Below are 23353 nucleotides of genomic sequence, written 5' to 3'. Positions count from 1 at the left end.
TTCCTTGTCGGGTAAGTTCCGACCTGCACGAATGGCGTAACGACTTCCCCGCTGTCTCCAGCATAGACTCAGCGAAATTGAATTCTCCGTGAAGATGCGGAGTTCCCGCGGTCAGACGGAAAGACCCCGTGCACCTTTACTACAGCTTGACAGTGGTATTAGCGATTATTTGTGTAGGATAGGCGGGAGTCTATGAAGCCAGGGCGCCAGCTCTGGTGGAGACATCCTTGAAATACCGCCCTGATGATTGTTGATATCTAACCGCGGCCCATGAACCTGGGTCCGGGACCCTGTCTGGTGGGTAGTTTGACTGGGGCGGTCGCCTCCCAAAGAGTAACGGAGGCGCGCGATGGTGGGCTCAGAGCGGTCGGAAATCGCTCGTTGAGTGCAATGGCATAAGCCCGCCTGACTGTGAGACTGACAGGTCGAGCAGAGTCGAAAGACGGCCATAGTGATCCGGTGGTCCCGCATGGAAGGGCCATCGCTCAACGGATAAAAGGTACGCCGGGGATAACAGGCTGATGATGCCCAAGAGTCCATATCGACGGCATTGTTTGGCACCTCGATGTCGGCTCATCGCATCCTGGGGCTGGAGCAGGTCCCAAGGGTTTGGCTGTTCGCCAATTAAAGCGGTACGTGAGCTGGGTTTAGAACGTCGTGAGACAGTTCGGTCCCTATCTGCCGTGGGTGTCGGAAAATTGAGAGGAGCTGCCCCTAGTACGAGAGGACCGGGGTGGACGTATCTCTGGTGGACCTGTTGTTGCGCCAGCAGCATAGCAGGGTAGCTATATACGGAAGGGATAACCGCTGAATGCATCTAAGCGGGAAGCCCCCCTCAAAACCAGTTTTCCCTTGAGAGTCGTGGAAGACCACCACGTTGATAGGCCAGATGTGGAAGCGTGGCGACACGTGAAGCTGACTGGTACTAATTACTCGATTGTCTTGATCTTGAAGATGCTCATGTCCGGCGAACGCTTCGTCGAACAAGACCAAGAACCTCACATAAAGATCAGAATGTCTCTTCAATCCTTGGATCTATCGCGCTGACCGGGTGGTTATTGCAGGGGGACCACACCCGTTCCCATCCCGAACACGGCCGTTAAGACCCCTAGCGCCGATGGTACTGCGTCTTAAGGCGTGGGAGAGTAGGTCGCTGCCCGGTCTGCACGATAGATCCAATACCTCCACACATATCAAACACCAAACGCCCCCGTGCCCAAAAGCCGGGGGCGTTTCTGCGTCCAGCCCCACACCACCTCAAAACCCCGATCAATGATGAACTTCGCCGTGTTGGCGACCAAGGCCACATGCCCATGGAGTCTGCCCTCGAAATTGAATGTGTCTGACCCGGTTTTCAGATAAGGATCATGGCCGTGACCGGCCCAGCGCTGGTCGCGACGGCGGCGCCTGTCAGGGATGGCGCCTGTCAGGGAGAAGTGGTTCGTGCGCGACTTATTGTTGACTGTTTTACTGGCATGGTGCGTGGCGTCGTGCTCGACACCCTCGTCTCATGCATCTGAAGACCCGGGCATGTCCTCGGCTCGATTGTACGGCCAAGCCGTTGATGATCTGATTGCGGCCACTCGAACTCGGGACGCTTTTCTAAGCACTTCCATGGCCGAGCTTGAGCCTTGCAAATTTGCCTATGAGATCATTCCTGGACGCCAATCGCGCCTTCAATACGCCTTTGATGTGCGTCATCTGGATCTGGACGCAACCTCACAGGCGGAAGGCCAGGCCGGAGAAACTGAGTATTCTGCGCGGCGTATAGCGTGCGGTGAGGCGCATGGTTTTTGCGTGTCTTATGTCGGCATGTCGATACATCATGTCGAGATTGTCTCGCCGACGCCGGAAGACCTGGACCGCGCCCTCGTCGCGTTGCGTCAGGCACAAGCCGCTTGCCTGGATACGCCCGGCCTGTCGGACTGATTGAAGCACCGGGGCAGGCAAGTTTCCCGCCACAATTGGCGCCGGTACGCGATATCAACAAAGCCTGTGCTGTTTTTCGGGGCTGCAATGTCGTCCGCGGCGTCGCTGCCGCGACCGGAAATGAGATCGATACAGGCGCGGTATTCCTCGTCCGGCGAGCCACGGTTTCGACCGCCAGGACAACCAACACAAGCAAGGGGCCGCGCTCGGCCAGAGCCACCCTGTCAGGCTTACGCCGTGCCGGACCCGGCGGCACCAGACAAGGCCGCCGCTAAACAGGGCGGGAGCTGGTTGCTCAGCAGGCAGTGCGAGCGTCGGCGGGCTGCCGCGGGCCCGTATTGCCGGACCGGCCGGCGCATGGGGTATGGCCGCTGGATCGAACGAGCAGCGCCTCACAGTTCTCTCGTGTGACGCTCCTGGTGGTGTAAATGGCCGTATCGTGACGATCGGCGTGCCCGTGCTGCAGGGCGGCCGGGGCGAGTTTCCGGGTGCCGCCGCGCTGCAGGTGGGGGCCAGAACGCCAAGCCTGCTTTTGACAGCTGGCCGAGCGCAGCTATGCTGTTGACGCTACACGCTTGTCAGCTTACACACGCGCTCCCGATACGGAATGTGTCGGAACATCCTGATGCGGGGTGGAGCAGTCCGGTAGCTCGTCAGGCTCATAACCTGAAGGTCGTAGGTTCAAATCCTACCCCCGCACCCAAAGAAAACCCCGTGCCCTGAGGCGCGGGGTTTTTTGTTTTCGGGCGGTCAGGCTGCAACGGCTAGAGTGTGTCGAGGCGAATCGAGACGGGGCCGGTCAGGGCAAGGGGGGCGTCGATGCGGATTTCGATCCGGCGCGATCCGGGCCGGTCCTGATTGATCCAGGCATCTCCGGAGCGCAGGCGGATATCGGCGCCGGGGGCCGTGAGGCTTGCCGCGGAGAGACCGATTGCGGTCTCACCGCTCATCAGCCGGACCCGATAGGACTGGGCGTTGCAATGGGCGCTGAGTCGAAGGATGCCATCGTTCCAGGACTCGCTGTCAATATCGGCGATCGCGCACTGGGTCGACACGTTGGCATTCAGGGCGAGACGCATCTCGGCACCGGTCTGCGGGGTTGCCAACAGGGACGCCGACAGGGCCGCCGACAGGGCGGCCAGCCCGGTCCATCTCGCCACCTGTCTCCGTGCCTGAAGCATGTCCTGCCTGCATTCATACCATCAAGGGGCACTTGCTAGCAGGTTTTGCGCGGGCGCGCGCGTGAAACCGCGCACCATGCTTAACGCACGCTCAATACGGGATGAAGCTCATGGTGATGACATCCCGATAGAGGCCGGCGTAGTGGTGGATTGCCGGCGGCACATCGATTTCGAGCGAGCCCGACTGAACAGCGCTGGATCGATAGGGAAAATCAACGGTGTCGCCGGCTGCCAGCGTGAGGTCGACGACCTGTCCCGAGACCGATGCGGTGTAGCTGACGGCTCCGAATTCGGCGCCGCGCTCATGCACGAGTGCGCCAAGATTATCGGAATGAACCATCACCGAGACCGCGGTATTGGTGCGGAAGAAGAAGTCCGAGCGACCCTGGGCGCCGGTATCGATATCACCCAGGTTGATCACGTGCGTCCCGGCGCTGGTGCTGCCCTCGAAGCGCAGGGCGGGCAGGACCTGGCTGCCGACCGGTATTGTCGCGAGACGGTCACCACTGGTGACTTCAAGGCGATGCTCATACAGTCCCGGTGGAACGAATTGTCCGGCCGCGAGGCGGTAGAAGGGCAGGGTCAGCGTTTCACCGCTCACCAGGCGGCGCACGGCATCGCGCTGCAGCCGCCAGGTCGATCCGGTCCGCCGGATCTCGTCGGCGCGTTCCCAATCGGCCTCCAGTTGAGCGGACGGGCCCGCCAGGACCGGCTCGGCAGCGGTGCCGTCAGGAATGGCGAGCCTGACCGCGAGACGCTCGCAGCCTGTCGGCAACTCGGCATCGCTTGCGCGCAGGCGCAGGTGAATGATGGTGTCGGAGATGTCGGCCGCGTCATAGACAAGCCCGTCCGTCTGCGTGATCTCGATATCGAAGCCGTCGCAAGGCGGAGCAGGCTGCAGGCTGACCAGGCTGAGGCTGGCCGCCATCATGGCACTAATCATCACTGGTTTCCCCTTCCAGTCTCCCGAGATCGACATAGGCGCTGGCACCGGTCCCGATGGTGAACCGGTAGACCGTTCGTGGTTGCGACTGCAGGTGTGCGGCGTAACGCCCCGGCAGCAGCGCATTGAATGCGGCCCGGCCGGTCCGGTTGGTGAAGAAGGCCTGGCTGGTGCCGCTGTCGAGATGGGTCAGCAGGCCGTATTGCAGGGCCGGTGGTTCGCCATCGCGCGTCAGCGTTGCGATCGCTGTGCGGAATGCCGGGGTGCCGACCGTGATCCGGGTGCCTGTCGAGCTGCCTGAAATCAGGCTGTACTGGCCCGGGCCTATGTCATAGCCCGGCTCGAGACCGCTCGCGTCGACCCGCAAGCGGACCGGGCGGTAGGGGGCATCGACAGAAATGATGGCCGGTCCGAACCGGTCGGCGCGACCGACAGGGGCGGGGCTGGCCTGCATGGCGATGGCCAGTTCCGCGTTTTCCAGCGAGGGGTGTCGATCGACCATGATGAAGCCGCGACCCGGATCCCGGCCAATCCCAAGCTGGCCGTCACTCCAGGCAAGGCCGGATTGCAGGCGAAGCGTATAGGCGGACCGGTCGGCAGCGCCGGTACGGCTGGCCTGGTGATCGGCGCTCAGTTGCAGGCCGGCACGGGCGCCAACCAGATCGACAGCGCCGCGAATGTCCACGCTATCCGGTCGGCGGATTGCTGCGGCGCGTGCCTGCACAAAGGGCAGCGTCTCACCGCGTCCGCGTCGCCAGTCGACCCGGCTGCTGCGCCCCAGACTGTCATGACTGGCGCTGGCGAACTGGCGGTCGGAAAAGCGTCGGCTGACGGTCAGGAAGAGCCCGGATTCGTTGTCGCGCGAGCTGAATTGGCTATGCCGCGCCGAGGCGGAAACGAGGATTTCTCCGAAGCGCCGGTTGACACTGGCCGAAAGCGTGCGGCTGCGATCGGGGCCAATATGGCTGTCGCGATATTGTGCGCCCAGGCTCATCGAGACCGTGTCGGTCAGGCTCAGGCGCATGTCGCCGCCCAGCGACCAGCGCGTGCTGGCGGGCCCGACGCGTGTATTGAGCGTCACGAAGCCTGCGCTGTAATGATCGAGGCGCAGATTCAGTGTGGCCCGGCGTGTCTCGGCCCAGTAGGGGCCACCGGTGAAGGCGAAGCCGATGGCCGAGCCCGCACGCCGTCCGTCGGAGTCACTCCATGTCAGCTCGGTCTGGGCAACGCCGCCGGCAAACGGAAAGGCCAGGGTACCGCTGGTACCGCGATAGTCGGCGTCGAGCGCGACGGACGCGGATGCGGTCAGGCTGTCGCTGAGGCCCCGGCGCCAGGATCCGCCGAAAACCGGGCGTTCGTTGTCATAGGCAAAGTCCGGTTTCGATTCATCGCGCGCAAACCCGACCGCCCAGACGCTTTCCGTCAGGCCGGACGCCAGCAGGTCGATATTGGCGGACAGGCTGAAGCGGTCGGCCTCGCGCCGGCCAAGGTCATCCTCGACGATGATGACGATATCGTTGGAGGTATTGGCGAGGGGAATATCGCGCAAATCGACGGGGCCGGGGCCGGCGGCAAAACGGTCGATCAGCGCGCCATTGACATAGACCTCAACGGTCGACGGCCGGTCCAGCACCAAGGACCGGTCTCCGGTGGGCCGGATATTCCTTGTCGGCTGGAGGTCGCGATAATTGGTTTCAACCGCCACACCGGCGAGATTGAGCAGGCCGATACTGCGTCCGAGCTGGGGCGCCAGGTCGCCGGCGGAGAAGCGCCGGGCCTGTGCCGAATTTTCGGTGAAGGCGATGATCCGGTCGCGGGTGAAACGGACATCGCCTGTCGCCCGAAGCGAGGAGCGTCCGCCCCAGTCGACACTCACGCCCTCCAGGCCGCCAAAATTGATGAAGCCGTCCAGCCTCAGATCGGCCGAACTGGCAGTGGAGTCGGACAGGGTGTCCGCGAGGGTCAGGGCACCGGTTACACCGAAGGCAAGGGGCGCCGGGCGGATGGCCGTCTCGTCCCAGTTGACCCAGTCCCGGGCCAGCGATGCCGCTGTCGCGGCCCGGTTTTCCAGGGCGATTTCCACCCGTGCGGTGAGGGTTCGTGGCTCGAGCGAGATGGTCAGGCCCAGGACAGCCAGATCGGCGACGGGAACCAGTCCGACGCCCTTGGCCTCCAGCGCCGCCCGGCTCCGGTCGTTGAGCGCCGGGCCGATGGCGCGCAGCAGGGCATCAGGGTCGATGCGGCTGACCGTCGTGACGGAGGTCTCGACGGTAATGGCCGGATAGCGTCGCCCGTCCATGATCAGGGGAAGGTCGACGAGGAAGAGTTGTTCATTGGCCTGCAGTCGCGCCGCCTCGCCGGGGCCGGTCGCGACCAGGCAGGACAGGGCGCAGGCCAGCAGTCCAATGACGAAGCGCCCGGGCGCGTGGCGCCCGGGGCGATGCAATCCGGTCTGTTTGCCCCCCGACATCGCGCGCGACCGGTCAGTCGATCGCAATGGTCAGCGGACCGTCCGGCAAGCCGGTTATGGGGAGGCGGAACTCACGGCTGCCATGGGGCGGGATGATGGGGTTTTCGACCAGCTCCGCGAGCTGGGCCGGCGTCAGGCGGACCGTTTCGCTTCCCACTGCCAGGCGCAAGGCCATGTCGCTGAGCATCGCAAAATCGGTGCCGCTATTGCTGGCTGTGAATACCAGGCCATCAGCCTCCCGCGAAATACCGGACAGGGCGATCTCGGCGCGAGCCTCGTCGGCACGGACATAGATCGCCACCCCGAAATTATAGGCGAAGACGACGCCGGTGAAGCCGGGTTCGGAGACCGGGACTTCCTGCACTTCGGCGATGTAGGCCTCGCTGTCTTCCAGGTCCGGGTCGCCGATATAGGAGATGCGCACGGCCTGGCTCTGGCCCGCCGGCACAAGCGCCTGCGGCGGAAAGACGGAGAAGACGTCTTCCGCCGGCAGGAATTCCTGGGTTCCGTCGGGATGGACGATCCGGCGTTTCATCACGATCTCGACCGGCAAATCCCGGTCGCGGGTATTGTTCACGGTGATGACGGTCGAGGTGCGCCCGGCCCCGAGGTCCAGGATGATCCGCATCGGCTCGACCTCATAGGCGATTGCCAGGCCGGCTGTGGCGATCAGTGCCAGCATGGCGAGAATGGCGCTCTTGGCATGGGAGATCAGGCGGGTCATGGGCGGGCCTCTCGGGTCGGAATCGCGGGCTGGGCCCGGTCAGGCAAAGCCCGCGGGGCTCGCCTGTCCGGACACTAGCATGACAATATCTACTTCGCAGTCACCGTGACGGTGACGACGTCGGAATAATCACCGGCGAAGACCGTCGTATAGCTGGCCCCGTCGGCGCCGGCATTGGTCGAGCGCACGCCATAGACACGGAAGTCGACATCACCGGTCTGACCGGTCAGGAAACTCGGACCATTGAGGTCAGCGGTCGCGGCGGAGGTCAGCTGGGTCCAGTTCATGGTCAGGCCATTGCTTCCGGTATGACGCATTTCATAGGCGATCTGGTTTTGCGCGCCGCCGGACGTGCCCGACCGGACGAGATAACCGCCATTGGTGGACGTGATGGTGCGGGTGAAACCATTCGGCGAATTACAGGCGTAGGACGCTGAACCCGCTGCCTGCTCCACCGTGCCGGTGGTTTCGGTATTCGCCAGGTCGCCAAAATCGATATCGATTTCGGCTCCGCCGGCATTGTAGATGCCGCAGACCGAGCTGACCTGGGCCGAGAGATCGTAGGAGAGTTGGTTCGAGCCGCCCTGTTGGGCATAACCGGCACCGGTGGCCAGAACAGCAGCGATTGCGCTGGTGGTGAGGATCTTTTTGAACATGTGCAGCCCCCAAGGCTTTGAATTTATCCAATCCGAAAGGGGGTGGCATTTGCGATCACCAACCTTCGATTGGGCCAAGTTAGAGAGGGTTTGGGGCTGAACCGGGGGCGAATAAGGACCAAAGAGGGATTTGTTCGCCGGTTTCGTGCCTCATTCGGTCGCTTTTGTGGGCAAACCTGTTCATCCACCGTTCATGACGATAAAATCTTCCATGAAAGTGGATTTTGAGGGGATATTGTTTAAATACAAGCCGGTGCGCGATGGGCGCCCGTCTCACAACTGCCTGGCATCCGGCTTTCGCCGCCAGCGCGCAATACTTCGGAGAACATGTGAAAGCGGGCTGCCATGATGTCGGGATAGGTTTTGCGGCTGAGCAGGAGCCCGGCTGCGGCCTGATTGTGAGGCCGGCAGGCCGCGCCCATTGCCGCTGATCACCAGTGCGGCGAATGCGCTGATGGCCTGATCCGTCGATCCCGGCCTATCGCGACCTGCTCCCCCGGACGGGGGAAGGATGAGGGTTTTGCAGCCCGTATCGTCATGAAATCTAGCAGGGATGGTGGACCGGACGCACTGGATTTGGCATTACGGGCGTGAATTCGGACGGGGCTCGCCGCGCATGCATATGACGCACATCATCATTGACGATTTTCTGCCCGAGCCGGAGCGAATTCGGCAAGCTGCGCTGTCGCTCAGATACCCGCCGCGCCCGGAGCGCGCGTCCTATCCGGGACGCAATGCGGCGACCGCGCTCAATCTCAGCGGTATCGAGCAATTGATCGAGCAGATTGTGCATGAGCCGGTCGCGCCGGCGCCGCAATCATCGCACGCCGTGCCCCGCCTGGCGCTCGACGGTGATACCAGCCGGGCCAGTGTGCATATCGACTTCAATCACTGGTCCGGCATGATCTATCTGACGCGGCCGGAACATTGTGTCGGCGGGACACATTTCTTCCGCCATCGCGCGACCGGATGGGATCGGGCGCCGGTCTTTCCGGGCGAGGCAGAAGCCAAGGGGTTCGCAAACGCCGATGCCGCCCTGAAGACCATCCTCGACAATGACCAGAACGATCCGTCGAAATGGGAAGAAACCATGACGATTCCGATGCGTTACAACCGGATCGTCCTGTTTCGTGGCTATATGTGGCACGATGCCGGCGTCTCGTTCGGGACCACGCCTGAAAACGGCCGCCTCATCCTGCCGCTCTTTTTCGAGAACACGGCCGCGCGCTAGGCGGCGCCTTCCAGGAGTCGAGCGAGGTCGGCGAGCTCGTTGCGGAGGTTCTGACACCGGACCGGTCGATCCAGAACGGCTTTCAGGGCTGGCGGCAGCGCGACGGGCTGGCCGATGACCGGTTCCACGGTTTCCGCAAACTTGGCCGGATGAGCCGTTGCTCCGACAATCCAGCGCCGGGCCTGTTGCTCCGGGCCGGGCAGGCGGTGCCAGGCTTCCAGTGCGGTGGCGGTGTGCGGGCAGGCGATATAGCCGGTCTCATGAAAACAGGTCTCTATCCGGTCCCGAATGGCCGTGTCGTCGACCAGGCACACTCCCGCAATCTGATCGCCGGACAGATTGGCCAGCCGCTCGAAATTGCTTGGCGCACCGACATCCATCGCATTCGCGTGCGTGGCGATGGAAGGCCGGGACTGGTAGCGCCCGGTGCTGAACCAGTCCGACAAGGTGGCATTGGCATTGGTGGCGAGCACGATCGGCCCGATCGGCAGGCCGCAGGCGCGCGCGAGAACGGCGGCGAAGGCATTGCCGAGATTGCCGGTTGGTATCACCAGGCCGGGCGCGATGCCGGTCTCGGCAAACACGTCCAGGGCCGCGCGGGCCCAGTAGGTCATTTGCGGCAGGAAGCGGCCGATGCTGATCGAATTGGCCGAGGTCAGATTATGGGCCTGGCGCAGCCCCGGATCTGCGAAAGCCGATTTCACCAGGGCCTGGCAGGCGTCGAAATCGCCGTCGATGCGGGCGGCCTGGACAGGCGAGGTCCAGCAACACAATTGGTGTTCCTGGAAGGCGGATATCCGGCCCGCGGGAAACAGGATGACGGCGCGTGTACCGGTGACGCCCTCTGCGGCGCAGCCGACGGCCCCGCCCGTATCGCCCGAGGTGGCGACAAGAACGGTTGATGTGGACCCGGCAGACTGGCCGATCGCCCCGAAGGCGCGAAACAGGAAGCGCGCGCCGAAATCCTTGAATGCGCCGGTCGGGCCGTGAAACAGTTCCAGCACGATCGGGTCAGCGCCCGGCTCGCCGGCACTGACGCGCGGACAGGGAAAATCAAAGGCGTCCCGGCAGATCGTCGGCAGGGCCGACTCGACCGGACTGTCCGCGAAGAAGGGGGCGAGCAAGCGGGCTGCGAGGTCGCCCAAGCCTGGTGTATCGCTGAAATCGCCCGGACTGAACGCCGGCAGCGCGCTGGGCATGTAAAGCCCGCCATCCGGCGCGACACCGGCGCGCAGCGCGTCAGCGGCGTCGACCGCGGGTGCCTCGCCGCGGGTCGAGACATATCTCATTCCACCGACTCCACGCGGAGCCCGGCCGAGTCGATAGGGGCGTCATAGGCATTGGCGGCGCAGTTCGCCGCCCGGAAGGCGGAAGCCATCGCAGTCTCGACGGCGGGCAGATCGGTCTCCAGGGCCCAGGCGAAGACCGACGGGCCGGAACCGGAGAAGGAGCAGCCCAGCGCCCCGGCTTCGATTGCGGCGGCCTGGACGGCGGCCAGTTCGGGAAGGAGGGGCAGGCGCTGCGGCTCGATGAAAATGTCGGTCAGGCCGGCGCGGACCAGTTCCAGATCATTGATCGCACAGCCGGCGACGAAGCTGGCCATGTTGCGGGCATGTTCGACGGCGATGTCCTTGGCGATCTGCGGGGCGAGGAGTTCGCGTGCGCGTTGCGTTTCCACCTTGCGATCGGGATGAAAGAGGATGCAGGCGACACCGGCGGGCAAGGGCAGGCGGCGGATGAGTGGTGGATCAAGGCGCCCGGCGACAACCAGCCCGCCCATCAGTGCAGCCATGACATTGTCCCAGGGTGGCGGGTCGGCGGAGACCTTCTCGCCCTCCATCGCCAGCGGCAGGAGTTCGGACAGGCTGAAGGGCGAGCCCAGAAGTGCATTCACCGCGCCGGCGGCGGCGACAGCCGAGGCGGCCGATCCGCCCATGCCGGCGCTCAGCGGCACACCCTTGTGGATATCAACGGTGATCCCGAATGGTGCACCGGCTTTTCGCAGAACGGCATCCGCAGCAGCGAGGGCGCAATTATCGGCGACCGCTTCCGGCAAATGTTCAACCAGGCCGGAGACATGACCGAGGCGGACACCCGCTTCCTCGTCGCGCCGGACGGTGACGGTATCGCGGACGGCATCGAAGGCGAGGCCAAGCACATCAAAGCCGACCCCGACATTGCCGATACTGGCTGGCGCGCTCGCGCGTGCCAGCGAAGGTTTTTGGCTCATGCCACCGTCCTCGTGGACATTCGTCGGATATGGCTAAGCGGATTCTCCGGGATGCGCGATGCGGTTTCCGACGGCAGGACGGTCTCGCGCTGGATATCCATGATGTCGGCAAAGACGGATTCGGCGGTCGGCCAGCGACCGGCGCCCTTGCCGAACACGCCGACCTGGCCACCGGGCAGGTTGAGCAGGGCACCATTGCCTTCATTGACCAGGCCGGCGAGCGGGTGATCCGGGGCGAGGGCGCGGATCTCGACCCGCGCCTCGACGCTGCCATCGTGTGTGGTGACGCAGCGGGCGACCTGTTTGAAGATGAGCCCTTGCTCATTGACGGCGGCGATACGCTCGGCCGAAAGGTCATTCAGGCTTTCGCGGCTGATCTGGTCGGGATGAAGGGCGACGCCGAAGGCATGGCGGACCAGGATGGCCAGCTTGTCGGCCGCGTCATATCCGTCGATATCGGCGCTCGGGTCGGCCTCGGCAAAACCAAGCCGCTGGGCTTCGGCGACCGCCTCGGCAAGCGGTACGCCCTCTCCGAGCTTGCCGAGCACGAAATTGCAGGTGCCGTTAAGCACGCCCTCGACGGAAAGGAGCGTGTCCTCGGCCGCAAGCAGGTCGACAATTTCAAGGATCGGCACGCCGCCGCCAATCGTCGCGGAATAGCGCAGCGATCGTCCGTTTTCCTGGGCCAGCTCGTGCAGGCGGTCGAAGTCGAGGGCGACGACGGCCTTGTTGGCGGTCACCAGATGTGAGCCGTCGCGCAGCACGCTCTGTGAGAGCGAGCGTGCGAGGCCGGTGCCGCCCATCGTCTCGACCACGATATCGGGTTCACCGGCCAGCGCCTCGGCGGGGTCTGATGTGAATTGCAGGGCGACGGGCGCGCCGGCGCGATGCTGGTCCGGGTTTCGGACCAGGACCGGGTTGAGGGTGAAACGGCCCGGATGGGCAAGCAGGTGGGCGCAGACACCGGCGCCGACAGCGCCGTGTCCGAGCACGGCGACCTTCAGCGACCTGGCCTCCAGCCCGTCGCCGGCGCGTTTCTCCACCGCTGCAATGCGCGTGGCATAGGGGCGTCCCAGCGCCGCGACCTCGATCACCACATCCTGTTCCTTGGCACGGCTGATCGCCTTGTCCTGCACCAGACCCCGGCTGACCTTGGCCGCCTCGTCATAATCGAGCTGGTCGAGGCGCTTGGCATTGGCGACCTTGGCCGGATCATCGGTATAGACCCCGTCGACATCCTTGATCAGGCGCACCCGGTCGGCGCCCAGCCAGTGGGCGAACTCGACCGCGGTCAGATCTGTGCCACCCCGACCCAGGGTCACCGGACCATCCACGCCATCACCGAAGAAACCCGGTGCCACCACCACATCGACCGAGACGAAGCGTGCGAGGACCCGCGCGGCATCCAGTCCGGTCAGATTGGCGTCAAGCGCTTCGCCTTCGGCCCGCAAGCCCATTTCGTGCGGGTCAAGCACCGCCGAGGGGATGCCGGACCGTTCCAGCGCCAGACCCATGAGGGCCGCCGACTTCAGCTCGCCGCAACGGACCAGCCGGGCCAGAAGGGCGTCGGAACAGCCCTGGCCGACATCATTGCCGACCCCGAACAGGGCGTCGGTCTCGCCATCCAGCGCGGACACGACCGCCACGACTTTCTCGCCGGCGCGGACATGGCGATAGATCTCGTGGGCGGCGCGAGCATAGTCGTCCGGCGTGAACAGGACAGAGCTACCGAATTTCAGCACGCAAAGCTTGAGCGGGCGTTCGGGTTGGTCGGGCTGGGGTTCGTCTGGCTTGGGTTGGTCTGGCAAGGCCATGGGTCGGGTCCTTCGGGTCGGGTCGGTTGGATGTCGGTGTGTGGTCGGGTTTGGGTTCGGGCTGGATTTTGAACATGAAAAAACCCGCGTCCGGTGAGGGAGCGGGTTCGGTGTGTTGCGGTTTGTCTGGTTCCGCTACGCCACGCCGGCCGCCCCCCTGGTCCAGGAGGTGGTCGTGATAATCATGGTGGTGGTACCGAGGCCGCCGAGGATGCCGCAGCCGGTCACGGCCGAACCCGAAAGGGTCGGCTGGAGGCGGCTGATCATGTCCATGGCATGCGCCATATCGACAAGTCCTTCGAAAAGCGTTCAGCCGAAAAGCGTTCGGTGACGCGCCGTGGCAGCGCAATTGCTGCACCTGCAAAACTCGTTGCCCAGAAGTGCGCAAAAATTTCGCGCCGTCAAACCCTTTTTGGCAGAAATTCTGTAACCGGGTGATAAAATTCACACCGGCGGGCATGAATCTGTCTGCAGCCGGGGCGCTGGCGCAAGGCCGACCCGTCAGGCAATCTGCCCGTGCCTGCATGCGATCCGCATCGGGAGCCGAACCGAAGGACTCGTCATGATCCGGATCATCCTCGCCGTACTGGCCGGCGTCATCGTCGGCGGGGTCGTGACCGGCCTGCTCGAGGTCCTGGGCCATCTTGCCCTGCCTTTGCCGGACGGTCTTCTGCCGGACGATCTGTCCGACCGGGAGGCCCTCAATGCGGCCCTCGCCGGGATCCCGGCGGCCAACCGGCTCGCCGTCATTGCCGCCTGGGGCGGGGGTGCCCTGATGGCCGGATGGGTGACGACATTCCTCGCCCGCTCGCATCATCTGGCGCTGGCGATGCTGGCGGGCGGTGGCCTTCTGTTCGCCGGACTGAGCAATCTCATCTTCATCCCCAGCCCGCTCTGGATGTGGGTGCTGGGCCTGGCGGTTTTCCTGCCCATGGTCTGGCTGGGGCATCGTCTGGCCCCGATCCGGGGCTAGGGGAAGATCAAGCAGAGCGGTCAAGCTTCTCGGTGTTTCGCGTCGAGGAGCCGGGTGAAGGAGGGGCGAAAGACGTGCGGTCCTTTGGCCACCCGAACTCCGGACTTGCTGTGTCGGACTTGCGGCTTAGATTTCGTTCGAAACAGTCCTGAGGTCAGCTCCTTATGCCGCAACCGCTCCGCGCTCCATCAGTCTACCCGGCGCTGTTCAGGGCTGGTCTCCTCATTTTTTGCGCCTATGCGGCCTGGATTACGTTCTGGAACATCGCGTTAATACTGACGGCGCTTTACTTGGTGGACGGTCAGGTCGGCTCCTGGAACCTTCGGCCCTATGTCGAGCAAACCTCCTGGGTTTGGCGATCCGCCCACATCGTATTGAACCTTGTTGTAGTATCGGGCGCGTGGATGGCCATCCGAAGATACCGGCACGCCCTGTATTGGACCGGGCTCTCCCTGTTGCTGGACGCCCTGAGCTGGGTTGGATTTGCTCTTCTGGACACGCATACCAACAACCAGGAACTACTCCCCCTTATCATCGCCCTGTTCGGTGTGATCCTGATGCACAATTCGCGTGTGTTGCACCGCGACTCCAAGGTCTAGCGGGGCGCTCGGGATACCGCATTTGTTGAAGCGGCCAGACGAGAAAAAAGCCCCGACCAACCGGCCGGGGCTTTGTCATTTCCGCGTGTGACGCCGGCCTTACTCGGCCGCTGTCAGCTCGCGCACCTTCGGTGCCGCCGCACGCACATAGGGGGCGACATGGGCTTCGAAGGTCTTGAAGTTCTCGTTGAACATGGTGACCAGCGAGGCAGCGCGGGCGTCATAGGCGGCCTTGTCCGACCAGGTCGAACGCGGGTCGAGAATGCCGGACACCACACCCTCCACGGCGATCGGTACCATGAAACCGAAATTCGGATCCTCGCGGAAGGCTGCGCCGTTAAGCGAGCCATCCAGAGCCGCGTTGAGCAGGGCGCGGGTGGCCTTGATCGGCATGCGCGTGCCGGTGCCATAGGCGCCGCCGGTCCAGCCGGTATTGACCAGCCAGCAATCGACATCATGTTCGGCGATCAGCTCGCGCAGCAGGGCGCCATATTCGGACGGGTGACGCGGCATGAAGGGCGCACCGAAACAGGTCGAGAAGGTGGCGGACGGCTCGGTCACGCCCTTTTCCGTACCGGCGACCTTGGCGGTATAGCCGGACAGGAAGTGATACATGGCCTGGGCCGGGCTCAGCTTGGCGATCGGCGGCATGATGCCGAAGGCGTCACAGGTGAGCATGACGACATTCCTGGGGTGTCCGCAGCGACCGGTTTCCGAGGCGTTCGGGATGGCGGAGAGCGGATAGGCGCCGCGGCTGTTTTCCGCGAGGCTGTCATCATCGAGGTCGAGGACGCGGGTCTCCGGGTCCATGACGACGTTTTCCAGCACCGTCCCCCACATCTTCGTGGTGGCGTGGATTTCCGGTTCGGCCTCGGCCGACAGGCGGATCATCTTGGCGTAGCAACCGCCCTCGAAATTGAACAGGCCATTTTCAGACCAGCCATGCTCGTCATCGCCGACCAGCGTGCGGCTGGCATCAGCGGACAGCGTCGTCTTGCCGGTGCCGGACAGGCCGAAGAAGATCGCGGCATCGCTGCCGTCTTCACGGGCGTTGACCGAGCAATGCATCGGCATGATGCCCTTGGCCGGCAGCAAGTAGTTGAGAATGGTGAAGACCGACTTCTTGGTCTCGCCGGCATAGGAGGTGCCGCCGATCAGCACCATGCGGCGCTCGAAATCGACCCCGATCACGGTCTCGGAACGGCAGCCATGGCGCGACGGATCGGCCTTGAAGCTGGGCAGGTTGATGATGGTGAACTCGGCTGCGAAGCCGGCATACTCGTCTGCCGCCGGGACGCGCAGGAGATGGCGGATGAAGAGGGAGTGCCAGGCGAGCTCGTTGACCACGCGAACCGGCAGGCGGTGATCCAGATCGGCACCGCCGAAGAGCTGCTGGACGAAGAGTTCCTTGCCGGCCATGTGCGCCTGGAAGTCTTCCCACAGGGCGTCGAAATGTCCCGGCGAGATGGCGGCGTTATTGTCCCACCAGACCTGGTTCTCGGTGGCGTCGTCGCGGACGGTGAACTTGTCCTTGGCGGAGCGGCCGGTATGGGCGCCGGTCTTGACCACGAGGGCGCCGCCTTCGGCGACTTCGGCTTCGCCGCGCTGGACCGCTTCCTGGTAGAGGCGGGCCTCATTCCAGTTGAGATTGATCGTGCCGGCCTGGACTCCCAGTACGGCGAGACCGCCATCAAGACGTTCGGACTTGGACATGCTTTCCTAACCCCCAGTGCGCCAGCGACGTCGTTTGGTGCGTCGTCGGGCGGGTCACCCGTTATCCCTGATGCCGCGTCGAAACGGTGCAGGGCCGGGCCTTGTTTCTTGGCGGACGCAAGTCGCTTGCCAGTCCCGCCAAATACTCATGGTATGGGGCCGGTAGCAGATCGACAATGTCCAGAAAAGCCAAAAAGGCACGGTCGAAAATCGCAAAAGAGGTGAGGGAAGTCCATGTTATCGCGAACATTTTTTGTGGCTATCGCAAATTTTGCGTTTCTTTGCAGCAACATCGCCGAGGCCCAGCCCATGCCGGTCATGCAAGAACAGAAATCGCATTTTCTTCAACTCGCTCTCGACTGCGTAGACCGCGAATACCCGAACAAGATTTCGCACGTGCTGCAATCCGACTCAGACGCCCGCACGCCGCGCGACATGCACCCTGCCTTTTACGGGTGTTATGACTGGCATTCGGCCGTGCATGGGCACTGGCTGATCGTCCGTCTCCTGCGCGGCGGCGTTGATGCCGATGCTGCGGCGCTCGCGACCGCCGCGCTGGACGCCCATCTCAATGCCGAAACCATTGCCGGCGAAATCGCCTATTTCGAAGGTGAGGGCACAGCCTCGTTCGAGCGCCCCTATGGTCTCGCCTGGCTGTTGCAACTCGGTCTGGAGCTGCGCGAATGGGATGATCCGCGGGCCGCGCGCTGGTCGGCAGCGCTGGCGCCACTCGAGACCGCTGTGGCGGACCGCTATCGCAGCTGGCTGCCCAATCTCGCCTATCCGATCCGCATCGGCACGCACAACCAGTCGGCTTTCGGCTTTGCCCTGGCACTGGACTGGGCCCGTCACGTGGGTGATGAAGAGCTGGAGACCCTGCTGGTCGAAACCAGTCTGCGCTTTCACCGCAATGACCGGGCCTGCCCGATCAGCTACGAGCCTTCGGGCGAGGATTTCCTCTCGCCCTGTCTGATGGAAGCCGATCTGATGCGGCGCATCCTCGACGGGGACGCATTCGCCGACTGGCTGACCGCCTTCCTGCCGGACATTCCGGTCGACGGGTCGGGCGACTGGCTGGAGCCGGGCATTGTGCTGGATCCGAGTGACGGAAAGCTGGTCCATCTCGACGGGGTCAACCTGTCGCGGGCCTGGAATCTTGAGGCCATCGCCTTCGCACTCCCGTCGGACGACCCGCGCCGCGAGACCCTGCTTGCCACCTCGGCGCGTCATGCCGAAACCGGTCTTGCAGCTGTCACGGGCGACGACTATGCCGGCGGTCACTGGCTGGCGAGTTTCGCGACCTATCTTGTGACCGGTCGTGCGCTCGAGGCGCCGCGGTGACAGGAAATTCAGACGCCATTCGCGTCGCACTGATGTAGACAGGTCTCGCTCGGGCTTTGAAGGAGGTTACTTCGTTGAAGCACAAACTATTCAAATCGATTGCCGCGTGGATCGCCGGCCTTGTCGCGATGATGGCTCTACAGGCTCCGGCGGAAGGACAGTCCCATCCTCGGCTTTCGCCGGACGGTACCCGGATCGCCCATTTCCGCTTCGATCTCGACGCGGGGACGGCTGACATCCTGCTCACTGACCGGGTGTCGGGCGAGACGACACCGCTGGTCACGGGCCATGCCTGGTCGGTCAATCCAGGCTGGGCCCCGGATGGGCAATCGCTTGTCTTCATTGGTGCAGAGGCAGGGGTGGCCGACACCTGGGACGTGTACGAACTCGATCTGACCGATATGGCCGTCACCGCGCTAACTCAGACAGGTGCGCGCGAAATGCACAGCCAGATGGCGCCTGATGGGCCATGGCTTTCCTTTGTCCGCATGACGGACGGTCCGGATGTCTGGGTCCTGAATCGCCAGACCGGCGAGGCGCGTCGCCTCGCGGCAACTTCCGATCGCGATTTCCACCCGAAATGGTCGCCGGACGGTCAGCGGCTCGTTTTCGACCGCACGACAGGGGCTGGAGAGACCCTCATCATGGACGTGACCATCGATGGCGACCGGCAGGCTGTCGTGGCGCGGGCCTCGGGCGAGACGCGACTGCGCCTGCCGGACATCGCGGACAATGGTGACATATTTGCCGTGGCATCCACAGGCGAGGACTACAGCCTGGTCCGGTTTTCGACCGGTCAGCCTGCCGAGCCGATCCTCCGGGCCCTCGCTGGGGAACAGTTTGGTGCCTTTGACCTGGCAGGCGATGGCGACAGCGTGGCGCTATCGATCACCGGAGCGGACGGGCGGATTCGCCTTTATCTGGTCGATATGGCGTCAGGCAGCCGAGACCTGGTCTATGAGTGAGGCCGGGCATCGATCTAGTCCGGTAGCGGAATGTGCTCCTGCTCACCCGGCGGCAGGGTGAAGCGCCCGCCCTCCGGGAAGCCGGCCTCGGCCGCGCTCGCCCAGTCCTGCCGGGCCTGATCAATCCCCTGCCGGGTCGCGGCGACGAAATTCCAGTTGATGTGGCGCGGCCCCGGGGACTGGCCGCCGCACAGCATGACACGGCTGTCGGCCCTGGCTTCGAGACGGCCGGCCGCGCCGTCTGCCAGCACAGCCATTTCGCCGGGCGCGATGGCCTCGCCATTGAGTGTGGCATCGCCCTCCACGAGATAGACCGCGCGCTCATCGTGCTCGATATCCAGCTCGACAGCGCTGCCGGCCGGCATTTCCCCGTGCAGGTAGAAGATCGGCGAGAAGACCTCGACCGGTGCTTCAATCCCCCAGGCCTTGCCCAGGATGAGACGGAAACGGGCGCCGCCGCGTTCGAACTCCGGCAGCGACGCACCGGTGTGGTGGAAGAAGGCGGGCGCCATGTCCTGCTTGTCCTCAGGCAGGGCGACCCAGGTCTGGATGCCGTACAGGCGGTGCCCGGCGGCTCGCTCGGGGTCGGGCGTGCGTTCTGAATGGACGACCCCGTGTCCGGCCGTCATCCAGTTCACATCGCCGGGGCGAATGACGAGGTCCTCGCCAAGGCTGTCGCGATGTTCCATGGCGCCGTCGAACAGATAGGTCACCGTGGCGAGGCCGATATGCGGATGCGGGCGCACATCGATTCCGGTGCCCGGGGCAAATTCGGCCGGTCCCATCTGGTCGAAAAAGATGAAGGGGCCGACCATGCGCCGTTTGGCAAAGGGCAGGACCCGCCGTACCTCGAAACCACCCAGATCGCGGGCCTTGCCAGCGAATTTGTGTTCGATACCTGCTTCCATGTCCCACCCTCCGACTGAAATTGAATTGCCGGCTCACATTGGCGTGGCTTGCGCCCTCCGCTGCGGCCTCCATAGTGTCTTCGAATGTGTCGGGAGGTGTTCATGAAATCAATTATCGCGCTTGGAATGACAGTGTTTCTGTCTGTGGAAACACTGGCCCAGGACGGGTTCGAGCTGCCGGACGACGCGGCTGCCACCGCGCAGGCCCTGGTCGAAACGGCGCTCGAGAGTGATCTGGCCTTTCGTATCGTTGAGTCGTTGACGACCCAGGTCGGGCCGCGTCTGGCCGGTTCGGAAGCCGAGGCCCGCGGCCGGGCCTGGGGCGAAGCCCTGGGTCAGGAACTCGGATTTGACCGCGTCAGCATCGAAGAATTCACCATGCCCTATTGGGAACGCGGCGAGATGGAAATCGTCATGACCGCGCCCTATGAGCAGGCGCTCTACGGCTCTGCCCTTGGCGGGTCCGGACGCTCGCCGCGGCTCGGCGCCGTCAATGCCGAGATCGTCTATTTCCGCAATATTGACGCCCTGACCGTCATCGAGGACGGATCGCTGGACGGCAAGATCGCCTTTGTTGATGGCGACGCCATGGTGCCGAGCCAGACCGGTGCGGGCTATGGCCCTGCCAACCAGCGCCGGCGGATCGGCTGGCAGCATGCCGAGCGGGGCGGGGCAGACGCCCTGGTTGTGCGCTCGGTCGGCTCTGACAGTCACCGCAACCCCCATACGGGCATGATGAGCTCGATGGATGGCGACTGGGCCGACATCCCGGTCATCGCCATTTCCAATCCCGATGCAGACCATCTGCGCCGCCTGCACAATTCCGGTCAGTCGATCGAGATGCGGATCCGGTCCACCGCCGGCTGGCGCGGTGAAGTGACCAGCGGCAATGTCGTGCTCGACCTGGTCGGCCGCGAGCTTCCGGACGAGATCGTCCTGATCGGCGGTCACCTGGACAGTTGGGACCAGGGCACCGGGGCCATTGATGATGGCGCTGGTGTCGCGATCACAACCGCCGCTGCGGCGCTGATCGCGCAACTGCCCGAGCGGCCGCGCCGGACCATCCGTGTGGTCATGTGGGGCGCCGAGGAGGTCGGTCTGCTGGGGGCACGCGCCTATGCCGAGCAACATGCCGACGAGATCGCCAATCATGTGCTGGCGACCGAGTCCGATTTCGGAGCCCGGTCGATCTGGCAGCTGGTCTCGAACGTGTCGGAAGCGGGTACACCGGCAATCGATGCTGTCGGCGATATTATCGGGCCGCTGGGCATCATCCGGGGTGGATCGAACGTCCCCGGTGGCGGCCCGGACGTTATTCCGCTGGCCATGCAGGGCGTTCCCACCGTTCGCCTCAACCAGGACGGGACGGATTATTTCGACCTCCACCACACGCCGGACGACACGCTCGACAAGATCGATCCCGACGAATTGGCGCAGAATGTCGCCGCCTATGTCGCGCTGGCTTATCTGGCCGCCGAGCTGGATGTTGATTTCCGCGAGGCTGCCGACGAATAGCAAGGCCTCACAATCGGAAACTTCCGGAATTTGCGAGCGGGCTGCCCTGGGTGGCCCGCTCGTTTCGTTTGCCCTGATCTTGCCCTTATTAATCCAGATTTCAGCGTATTCGGTCCCGGTTTTGTCGCATTGGAGAATTACGCCTTAACCATTCCAGCGCTGGGGGGCGTCGGATTCGAGGGACAGACACCAACCCGGCCGGGTTCCAGCGAGGGATCGGTCGACGGGGGATCCGATGAGCACGACAAGCGGCAAAGCCAAACGCAAACCCTGGTTTTCCTACATCCTGATCGTCATCGCGCTTGGCTGCGTGATCACGCTCTTCAATTCTGGCGCGCTGAATGCAGGTCGCGGCAGTTTCGGACTGTTTGTCACCGGCGTCTTCGACACCGTAATCACGGGTCGGGCCGACGCCGAGCCGCAGCAGCCCGCCGCCGTCACGCTTGGGGATATCGGCCAGAGCGATGGCCTGTTCATTGCCGGCTATCCCTCCTACGCCAATGTTTCGCTGCCGGTGGTTCGTGATACGCCGCTCAGCCAGGTCCGGCTGGTGCTCCAGGGCACGCAGGACCTGTCAGAGTCTGCGATTGCGGCGATGCGCGTTGTGGTCAATGGCGAGCGTGTTCTTGAACGCGTCCTGGTTCCCGGCACGCGCGAGTTTCGCTGGGTGATCGCCCTGCCGGAAAGCGCGCTTCACGGTCAGGAACTCAATGTGGGCATCCAGCTGCATGGCGATCTGCCGGACGCGCTGTGCCACAATGACCGCTCCATCGGCGCGGTTGTCACGCTCGACGCCCGGTCCGGTATCGAGATGGATCTCGACAGGGCGGTGTCGTCCCTGCGCGATGTGGTCAACCTGTTGCCGGCCGAAGTGACCATTGCTGTTCCTGCCGCGGGCGCCACCGATTTCGTGCCGTTGGCCCTGCGTCTGGGCGCGCGCATGACCCAGCGCGGTTACGCGGTGAAATTCATCGACCTGGAAGCACTGGATCGCTATCGCCTGGCGACGCGTGGACTGATCCTGCTGGGCACGAGTGACCAGCTGGCGGCGAGCGGGTTCGAGCGCTTTGTCAGCGATGCCGGTCATGACGGAGCAGCGACCTTGTGGCGCCAGGGCGATTTCGTGCATCTCGGCCTGACCGATGCCGGCCGCATGGATGTCGCCGATTTCATTACGTCCGACATGCTGCCCATTGCCCGAACGGCCTTTGTCTCACCCTCCCAGTTCGTTGAATCGCAGGGTGACGAGCTGATGACGCGCTTCGGTGATATCGGCGTCGATACCTCGGTCCAGCGGATCGCGGAATCGCGGAGCTGGGACATCGGTTACGGGCTCGCCAGCCTGCCGGACGGCCGCGTGCCGGATCGGCTGCGCCTGGCTATCCGTCTGCCGGAGGGCCCCGGTGATTTCACCAATCTGGTCCATACCGAGCTTAATGGCGTGCTGATCGATAGCCGCCATATGGAAACGGGCCGCCTCAACACCTTCACGCTGACCCTGCCGCATGAGGTGCAGAACCTGCGCAATGACCTGCGGGTTTCTGTCCAGCGCCATCGCGAGGCTGGCGGCTGCACCATCGCCGAACGCCGCTATCCGGTCCAGTTGCTGCCTGAGTCGGGCTTCCTCTATGATGCGGACACGCCGCCGCTGGCCGGCCTGGCGGGTCTGCCAAGCCTGTTCCGCGACCGGGTCGCCTTGCGCTTCCCGTCGGGCCTGTCCGGTTCGGAACGCCTCGCAGCCATGGAGCTGGGCGCCGAAGTCGTCGCCAGCTTCGTCCCGCTGACGGCTCACATCGATTTCGATTATGTCGATGCGGCGAACGGGATGACGAATGCGGCCATGGAGCCTTTCATCTCGATCAATCAAGCGCCGTCCAATGTCGAGCTGCCCATTCTTGTGGATGGGGATCGCATTTCCATGAGTGGCAGGCGTCGTGTCAATCGGGCCGATATTCGATCGGTCTCGAATGTAGCGATCCTGCAGGCGGTGACGGCGACGCTTCCTCGCCCGGGTCCGCAGCAGCCGAACCGGGTAATTTCGGTGCCGGGCCTGGTCGCGCATGCGCTGGACACGCCGCCCTCGCTGATGACCTCACCGATCGGGCAGGAGCGCGTCGCCGTGGTGCATGATGAGGGCGCCGTTCTGACCCTCGACTAGCGG

The 23353-nt window shown here is 63.9% G+C and carries 19 protein-coding genes, 1 tRNA gene and 2 rRNA genes (1 of these 22 only partly in view); 11 read left to right on the top strand and 11 right to left on the bottom strand.

Annotated elements, in window-relative coordinates; genetic code table 11:
* The 4 genes from QZZ02_RS13820 to QZZ02_RS13805 form a co-directional block, all read left to right on the top strand.
* Positions 1-950, top strand: a 23S ribosomal RNA gene (locus QZZ02_RS13820) (it extends 1843 nt beyond the left edge of the window).
* 97 nt (positions 951-1047) lie between these two features.
* Positions 1048-1162, top strand: a 5S ribosomal RNA gene (gene rrf / locus QZZ02_RS13815).
* A gap of 452 nt (positions 1163-1614) precedes the next feature.
* A complete protein-coding gene (locus QZZ02_RS13810; protein WP_291845257.1) occupies positions 1615-1929 on the top strand; it encodes a hypothetical protein in 315 nt (104 codons plus the stop codon).
* A gap of 626 nt (positions 1930-2555) precedes the next feature.
* Positions 2556-2632 (top strand) — tRNA-Met (locus QZZ02_RS13805).
* Positions 2633-2693: 61 nt separating this feature from the next.
* Here the strand turns inward: QZZ02_RS13805 and QZZ02_RS13800 are convergent.
* The 5 genes from QZZ02_RS13800 to QZZ02_RS13780 all read right to left on the bottom strand — a co-directional run bounded on the left by QZZ02_RS13800 (position 2694) and on the right by QZZ02_RS13780 (position 7903).
* Positions 2694-3110, bottom strand: coding sequence for a hypothetical protein (locus QZZ02_RS13800; protein ID WP_291845255.1), 417 nt, complete (start codon positions 3108-3110; stop codon positions 2694-2696).
* 91 nt (positions 3111-3201) lie between these two features.
* On the bottom strand, positions 3202-4056 hold the full coding sequence (locus tag QZZ02_RS13795) for a hypothetical protein (protein WP_291845253.1): 855 nt from the start codon (positions 4054-4056) through the stop codon (positions 3202-3204).
* On the bottom strand, positions 4046-6499 hold the full coding sequence (locus tag QZZ02_RS13790) for a fimbria/pilus outer membrane usher protein (RefSeq protein WP_291845251.1): 2454 nt from the start codon (positions 6497-6499) through the stop codon (positions 4046-4048). The genes QZZ02_RS13795 and QZZ02_RS13790 overlap by 11 nt, the downstream gene beginning before the upstream one ends.
* A 37-nt stretch (positions 6500-6536) precedes the next feature.
* Positions 6537-7247: a fimbria/pilus periplasmic chaperone gene (locus tag QZZ02_RS13785; protein WP_291845249.1), complete on the bottom strand. Its 711-nt coding sequence runs from the start codon at positions 7245-7247 to the stop codon at positions 6537-6539.
* 89 nt (positions 7248-7336) lie between these two features.
* The gene (locus tag QZZ02_RS13780; RefSeq protein WP_291845247.1) at positions 7337-7903 is read right to left on the bottom strand and encodes a hypothetical protein; all 567 of its coding nucleotides are present in this window, start codon (positions 7901-7903) and stop codon (positions 7337-7339) included.
* Between the two features lie 616 nt (positions 7904-8519).
* On the opposite strand from QZZ02_RS13780, the gene QZZ02_RS13775 reads away from it, so the two are divergent.
* Entirely contained in the window at positions 8520-9134 is a 615-nt protein-coding gene (locus QZZ02_RS13775) for a DUF6445 family protein (RefSeq protein ID WP_291845245.1), read from the top strand.
* Here QZZ02_RS13775 and thrC read toward each other — a convergent pair.
* From thrC to QZZ02_RS13755, 4 genes are all read right to left on the bottom strand, one after another.
* The gene (gene thrC / locus QZZ02_RS13770) at positions 9131-10423 is read right to left on the bottom strand and encodes a threonine synthase (protein WP_291845243.1); all 1293 of its coding nucleotides are present in this window, start codon (positions 10421-10423) and stop codon (positions 9131-9133) included. The genes QZZ02_RS13775 and thrC overlap by 4 nt on opposite strands.
* Positions 10420-11364 (bottom strand): homoserine kinase, encoded by a 945-nt coding sequence (locus tag QZZ02_RS13765; protein WP_291845241.1) that lies wholly within the window; start codon positions 11362-11364, stop codon positions 10420-10422. The genes thrC and QZZ02_RS13765 overlap by 4 nt, the downstream gene beginning before the upstream one ends.
* Positions 11361-13178, bottom strand: coding sequence for a homoserine dehydrogenase (locus tag QZZ02_RS13760; RefSeq protein ID WP_291845239.1), 1818 nt, complete (start codon positions 13176-13178; stop codon positions 11361-11363). Before QZZ02_RS13760 ends, QZZ02_RS13765 begins: the two co-directional genes overlap by 4 nt.
* Positions 13179-13313: 135 nt before the next feature.
* Positions 13314-13463, bottom strand: coding sequence for a hypothetical protein (locus QZZ02_RS13755; RefSeq protein WP_291845236.1), 150 nt, complete (start codon positions 13461-13463; stop codon positions 13314-13316).
* A 277-nt stretch (positions 13464-13740) separates the two neighbouring features.
* Between QZZ02_RS13755 and QZZ02_RS13750 the strand changes: the two genes are divergently transcribed.
* Together QZZ02_RS13750 and QZZ02_RS13745 are read left to right on the top strand one after the other, a co-directional pair.
* Positions 13741-14151 carry a hypothetical protein gene (locus QZZ02_RS13750; protein WP_291845234.1) on the top strand — a complete coding sequence of 137 codons (411 nt, stop codon included), beginning with the start codon at positions 13741-13743 and terminating at the stop codon, positions 14149-14151.
* Positions 14152-14555: 404 nt separating this feature from the next.
* The gene (locus tag QZZ02_RS13745) at positions 14556-14750 is read left to right on the top strand and encodes a hypothetical protein (RefSeq protein ID WP_291845233.1); all 195 of its coding nucleotides are present in this window, start codon (positions 14556-14558) and stop codon (positions 14748-14750) included.
* A gap of 99 nt (positions 14751-14849) precedes the next feature.
* On the opposite strand, the gene QZZ02_RS13740 is transcribed toward QZZ02_RS13745, so the two are convergent.
* Positions 14850-16463 (bottom strand): phosphoenolpyruvate carboxykinase, encoded by a 1614-nt coding sequence (locus QZZ02_RS13740; RefSeq protein WP_291845232.1) that lies wholly within the window; start codon positions 16461-16463, stop codon positions 14850-14852.
* 234 nt (positions 16464-16697) lie between these two features.
* On the opposite strand from QZZ02_RS13740, the gene QZZ02_RS13735 reads away from it, so the two are divergent.
* Positions 16698-17804 carry a DUF2891 domain-containing protein gene (locus QZZ02_RS13735; protein ID WP_291845231.1) on the top strand — a complete coding sequence of 369 codons (1107 nt, stop codon included), beginning with the start codon at positions 16698-16700 and terminating at the stop codon, positions 17802-17804.
* Positions 17805-17878: 74 nt separating this feature from the next.
* The gene (locus QZZ02_RS13730) at positions 17879-18769 is read left to right on the top strand and encodes a hypothetical protein (protein ID WP_291845230.1); all 891 of its coding nucleotides are present in this window, start codon (positions 17879-17881) and stop codon (positions 18767-18769) included.
* Positions 18770-18783: 14 nt separating this feature from the next.
* Here the strand turns inward: QZZ02_RS13730 and QZZ02_RS13725 are convergent, their stop codons facing one another.
* Positions 18784-19677, bottom strand: a complete 894-nt coding sequence (locus tag QZZ02_RS13725) for a pirin family protein (protein WP_291845229.1) — start codon at positions 19675-19677, stop codon at positions 18784-18786.
* A gap of 102 nt (positions 19678-19779) precedes the next feature.
* Here QZZ02_RS13725 and QZZ02_RS13720 point away from each other — a divergent pair, with 102 nt between their 5' ends.
* Positions 19780-21192, top strand: a complete 1413-nt coding sequence (locus QZZ02_RS13720) for a M20/M25/M40 family metallo-hydrolase (RefSeq protein ID WP_291845228.1) — start codon at positions 19780-19782, stop codon at positions 21190-21192.
* Between the two features lie 235 nt (positions 21193-21427).
* Entirely contained in the window at positions 21428-23350 is a 1923-nt protein-coding gene (locus tag QZZ02_RS13715; protein WP_291845227.1) for a hypothetical protein, read from the top strand.
* Positions 23351-23353: the final 3 nt, after the last annotated feature.

Source organism: Maricaulis sp. (genome assembly GCF_015665295.1).
Lineage (GTDB): Bacteria > Pseudomonadota > Alphaproteobacteria > Caulobacterales > Maricaulaceae > Maricaulis.
This window is presented reverse-complemented; position numbering and strand designations above follow the sequence as displayed.

Coding starts and splice junctions, on each gene's coding strand:
- QZZ02_RS13810 (WP_291845257.1), top strand. CDS start 1,615: ATGGCCGAGCTTGAGCCTTGCAAATTTGCCTATGAGATCATTCCTGGA.
- QZZ02_RS13800 (WP_291845255.1), bottom strand. CDS start 3,110: ATGCTTCAGGCACGGAGACAGGTGGCGAGATGGACCGGGCTGGCCGCC.
- QZZ02_RS13785 (WP_291845249.1), bottom strand. CDS start 7,247: ATGACCCGCCTGATCTCCCATGCCAAGAGCGCCATTCTCGCCATGCTG.
- QZZ02_RS13780 (WP_291845247.1), bottom strand. CDS start 7,903: ATGTTCAAAAAGATCCTCACCACCAGCGCAATCGCTGCTGTTCTGGCC.
- QZZ02_RS13775 (WP_291845245.1), top strand. CDS start 8,520: ATGCATATGACGCACATCATCATTGACGATTTTCTGCCCGAGCCGGAG.
- thrC (WP_291845243.1), bottom strand. CDS start 10,423: ATGAGATATGTCTCGACCCGCGGCGAGGCACCCGCGGTCGACGCCGCT.
- QZZ02_RS13765 (WP_291845241.1), bottom strand. CDS start 11,364: ATGAGCCAAAAACCTTCGCTGGCACGCGCGAGCGCGCCAGCCAGTATC.
- QZZ02_RS13760 (WP_291845239.1), bottom strand. CDS start 13,178: ATGGCCTTGCCAGACCAACCCAAGCCAGACGAACCCCAGCCCGACCAA.
- QZZ02_RS13755 (WP_291845236.1), bottom strand. CDS start 13,463: ATGGCGCATGCCATGGACATGATCAGCCGCCTCCAGCCGACCCTTTCG.
- QZZ02_RS13750 (WP_291845234.1), top strand. CDS start 13,741: ATGATCCGGATCATCCTCGCCGTACTGGCCGGCGTCATCGTCGGCGGG.
- QZZ02_RS13745 (WP_291845233.1), top strand. CDS start 14,556: ATGGCCATCCGAAGATACCGGCACGCCCTGTATTGGACCGGGCTCTCC.
- QZZ02_RS13740 (WP_291845232.1), bottom strand. CDS start 16,463: ATGTCCAAGTCCGAACGTCTTGATGGCGGTCTCGCCGTACTGGGAGTC.
- QZZ02_RS13735 (WP_291845231.1), top strand. CDS start 16,698: ATGTTATCGCGAACATTTTTTGTGGCTATCGCAAATTTTGCGTTTCTT.
- QZZ02_RS13725 (WP_291845229.1), bottom strand. CDS start 19,677: ATGGAAGCAGGTATCGAACACAAATTCGCTGGCAAGGCCCGCGATCTG.
- QZZ02_RS13720 (WP_291845228.1), top strand. CDS start 19,780: ATGAAATCAATTATCGCGCTTGGAATGACAGTGTTTCTGTCTGTGGAA.
- QZZ02_RS13715 (WP_291845227.1), top strand. CDS start 21,428: ATGAGCACGACAAGCGGCAAAGCCAAACGCAAACCCTGGTTTTCCTAC.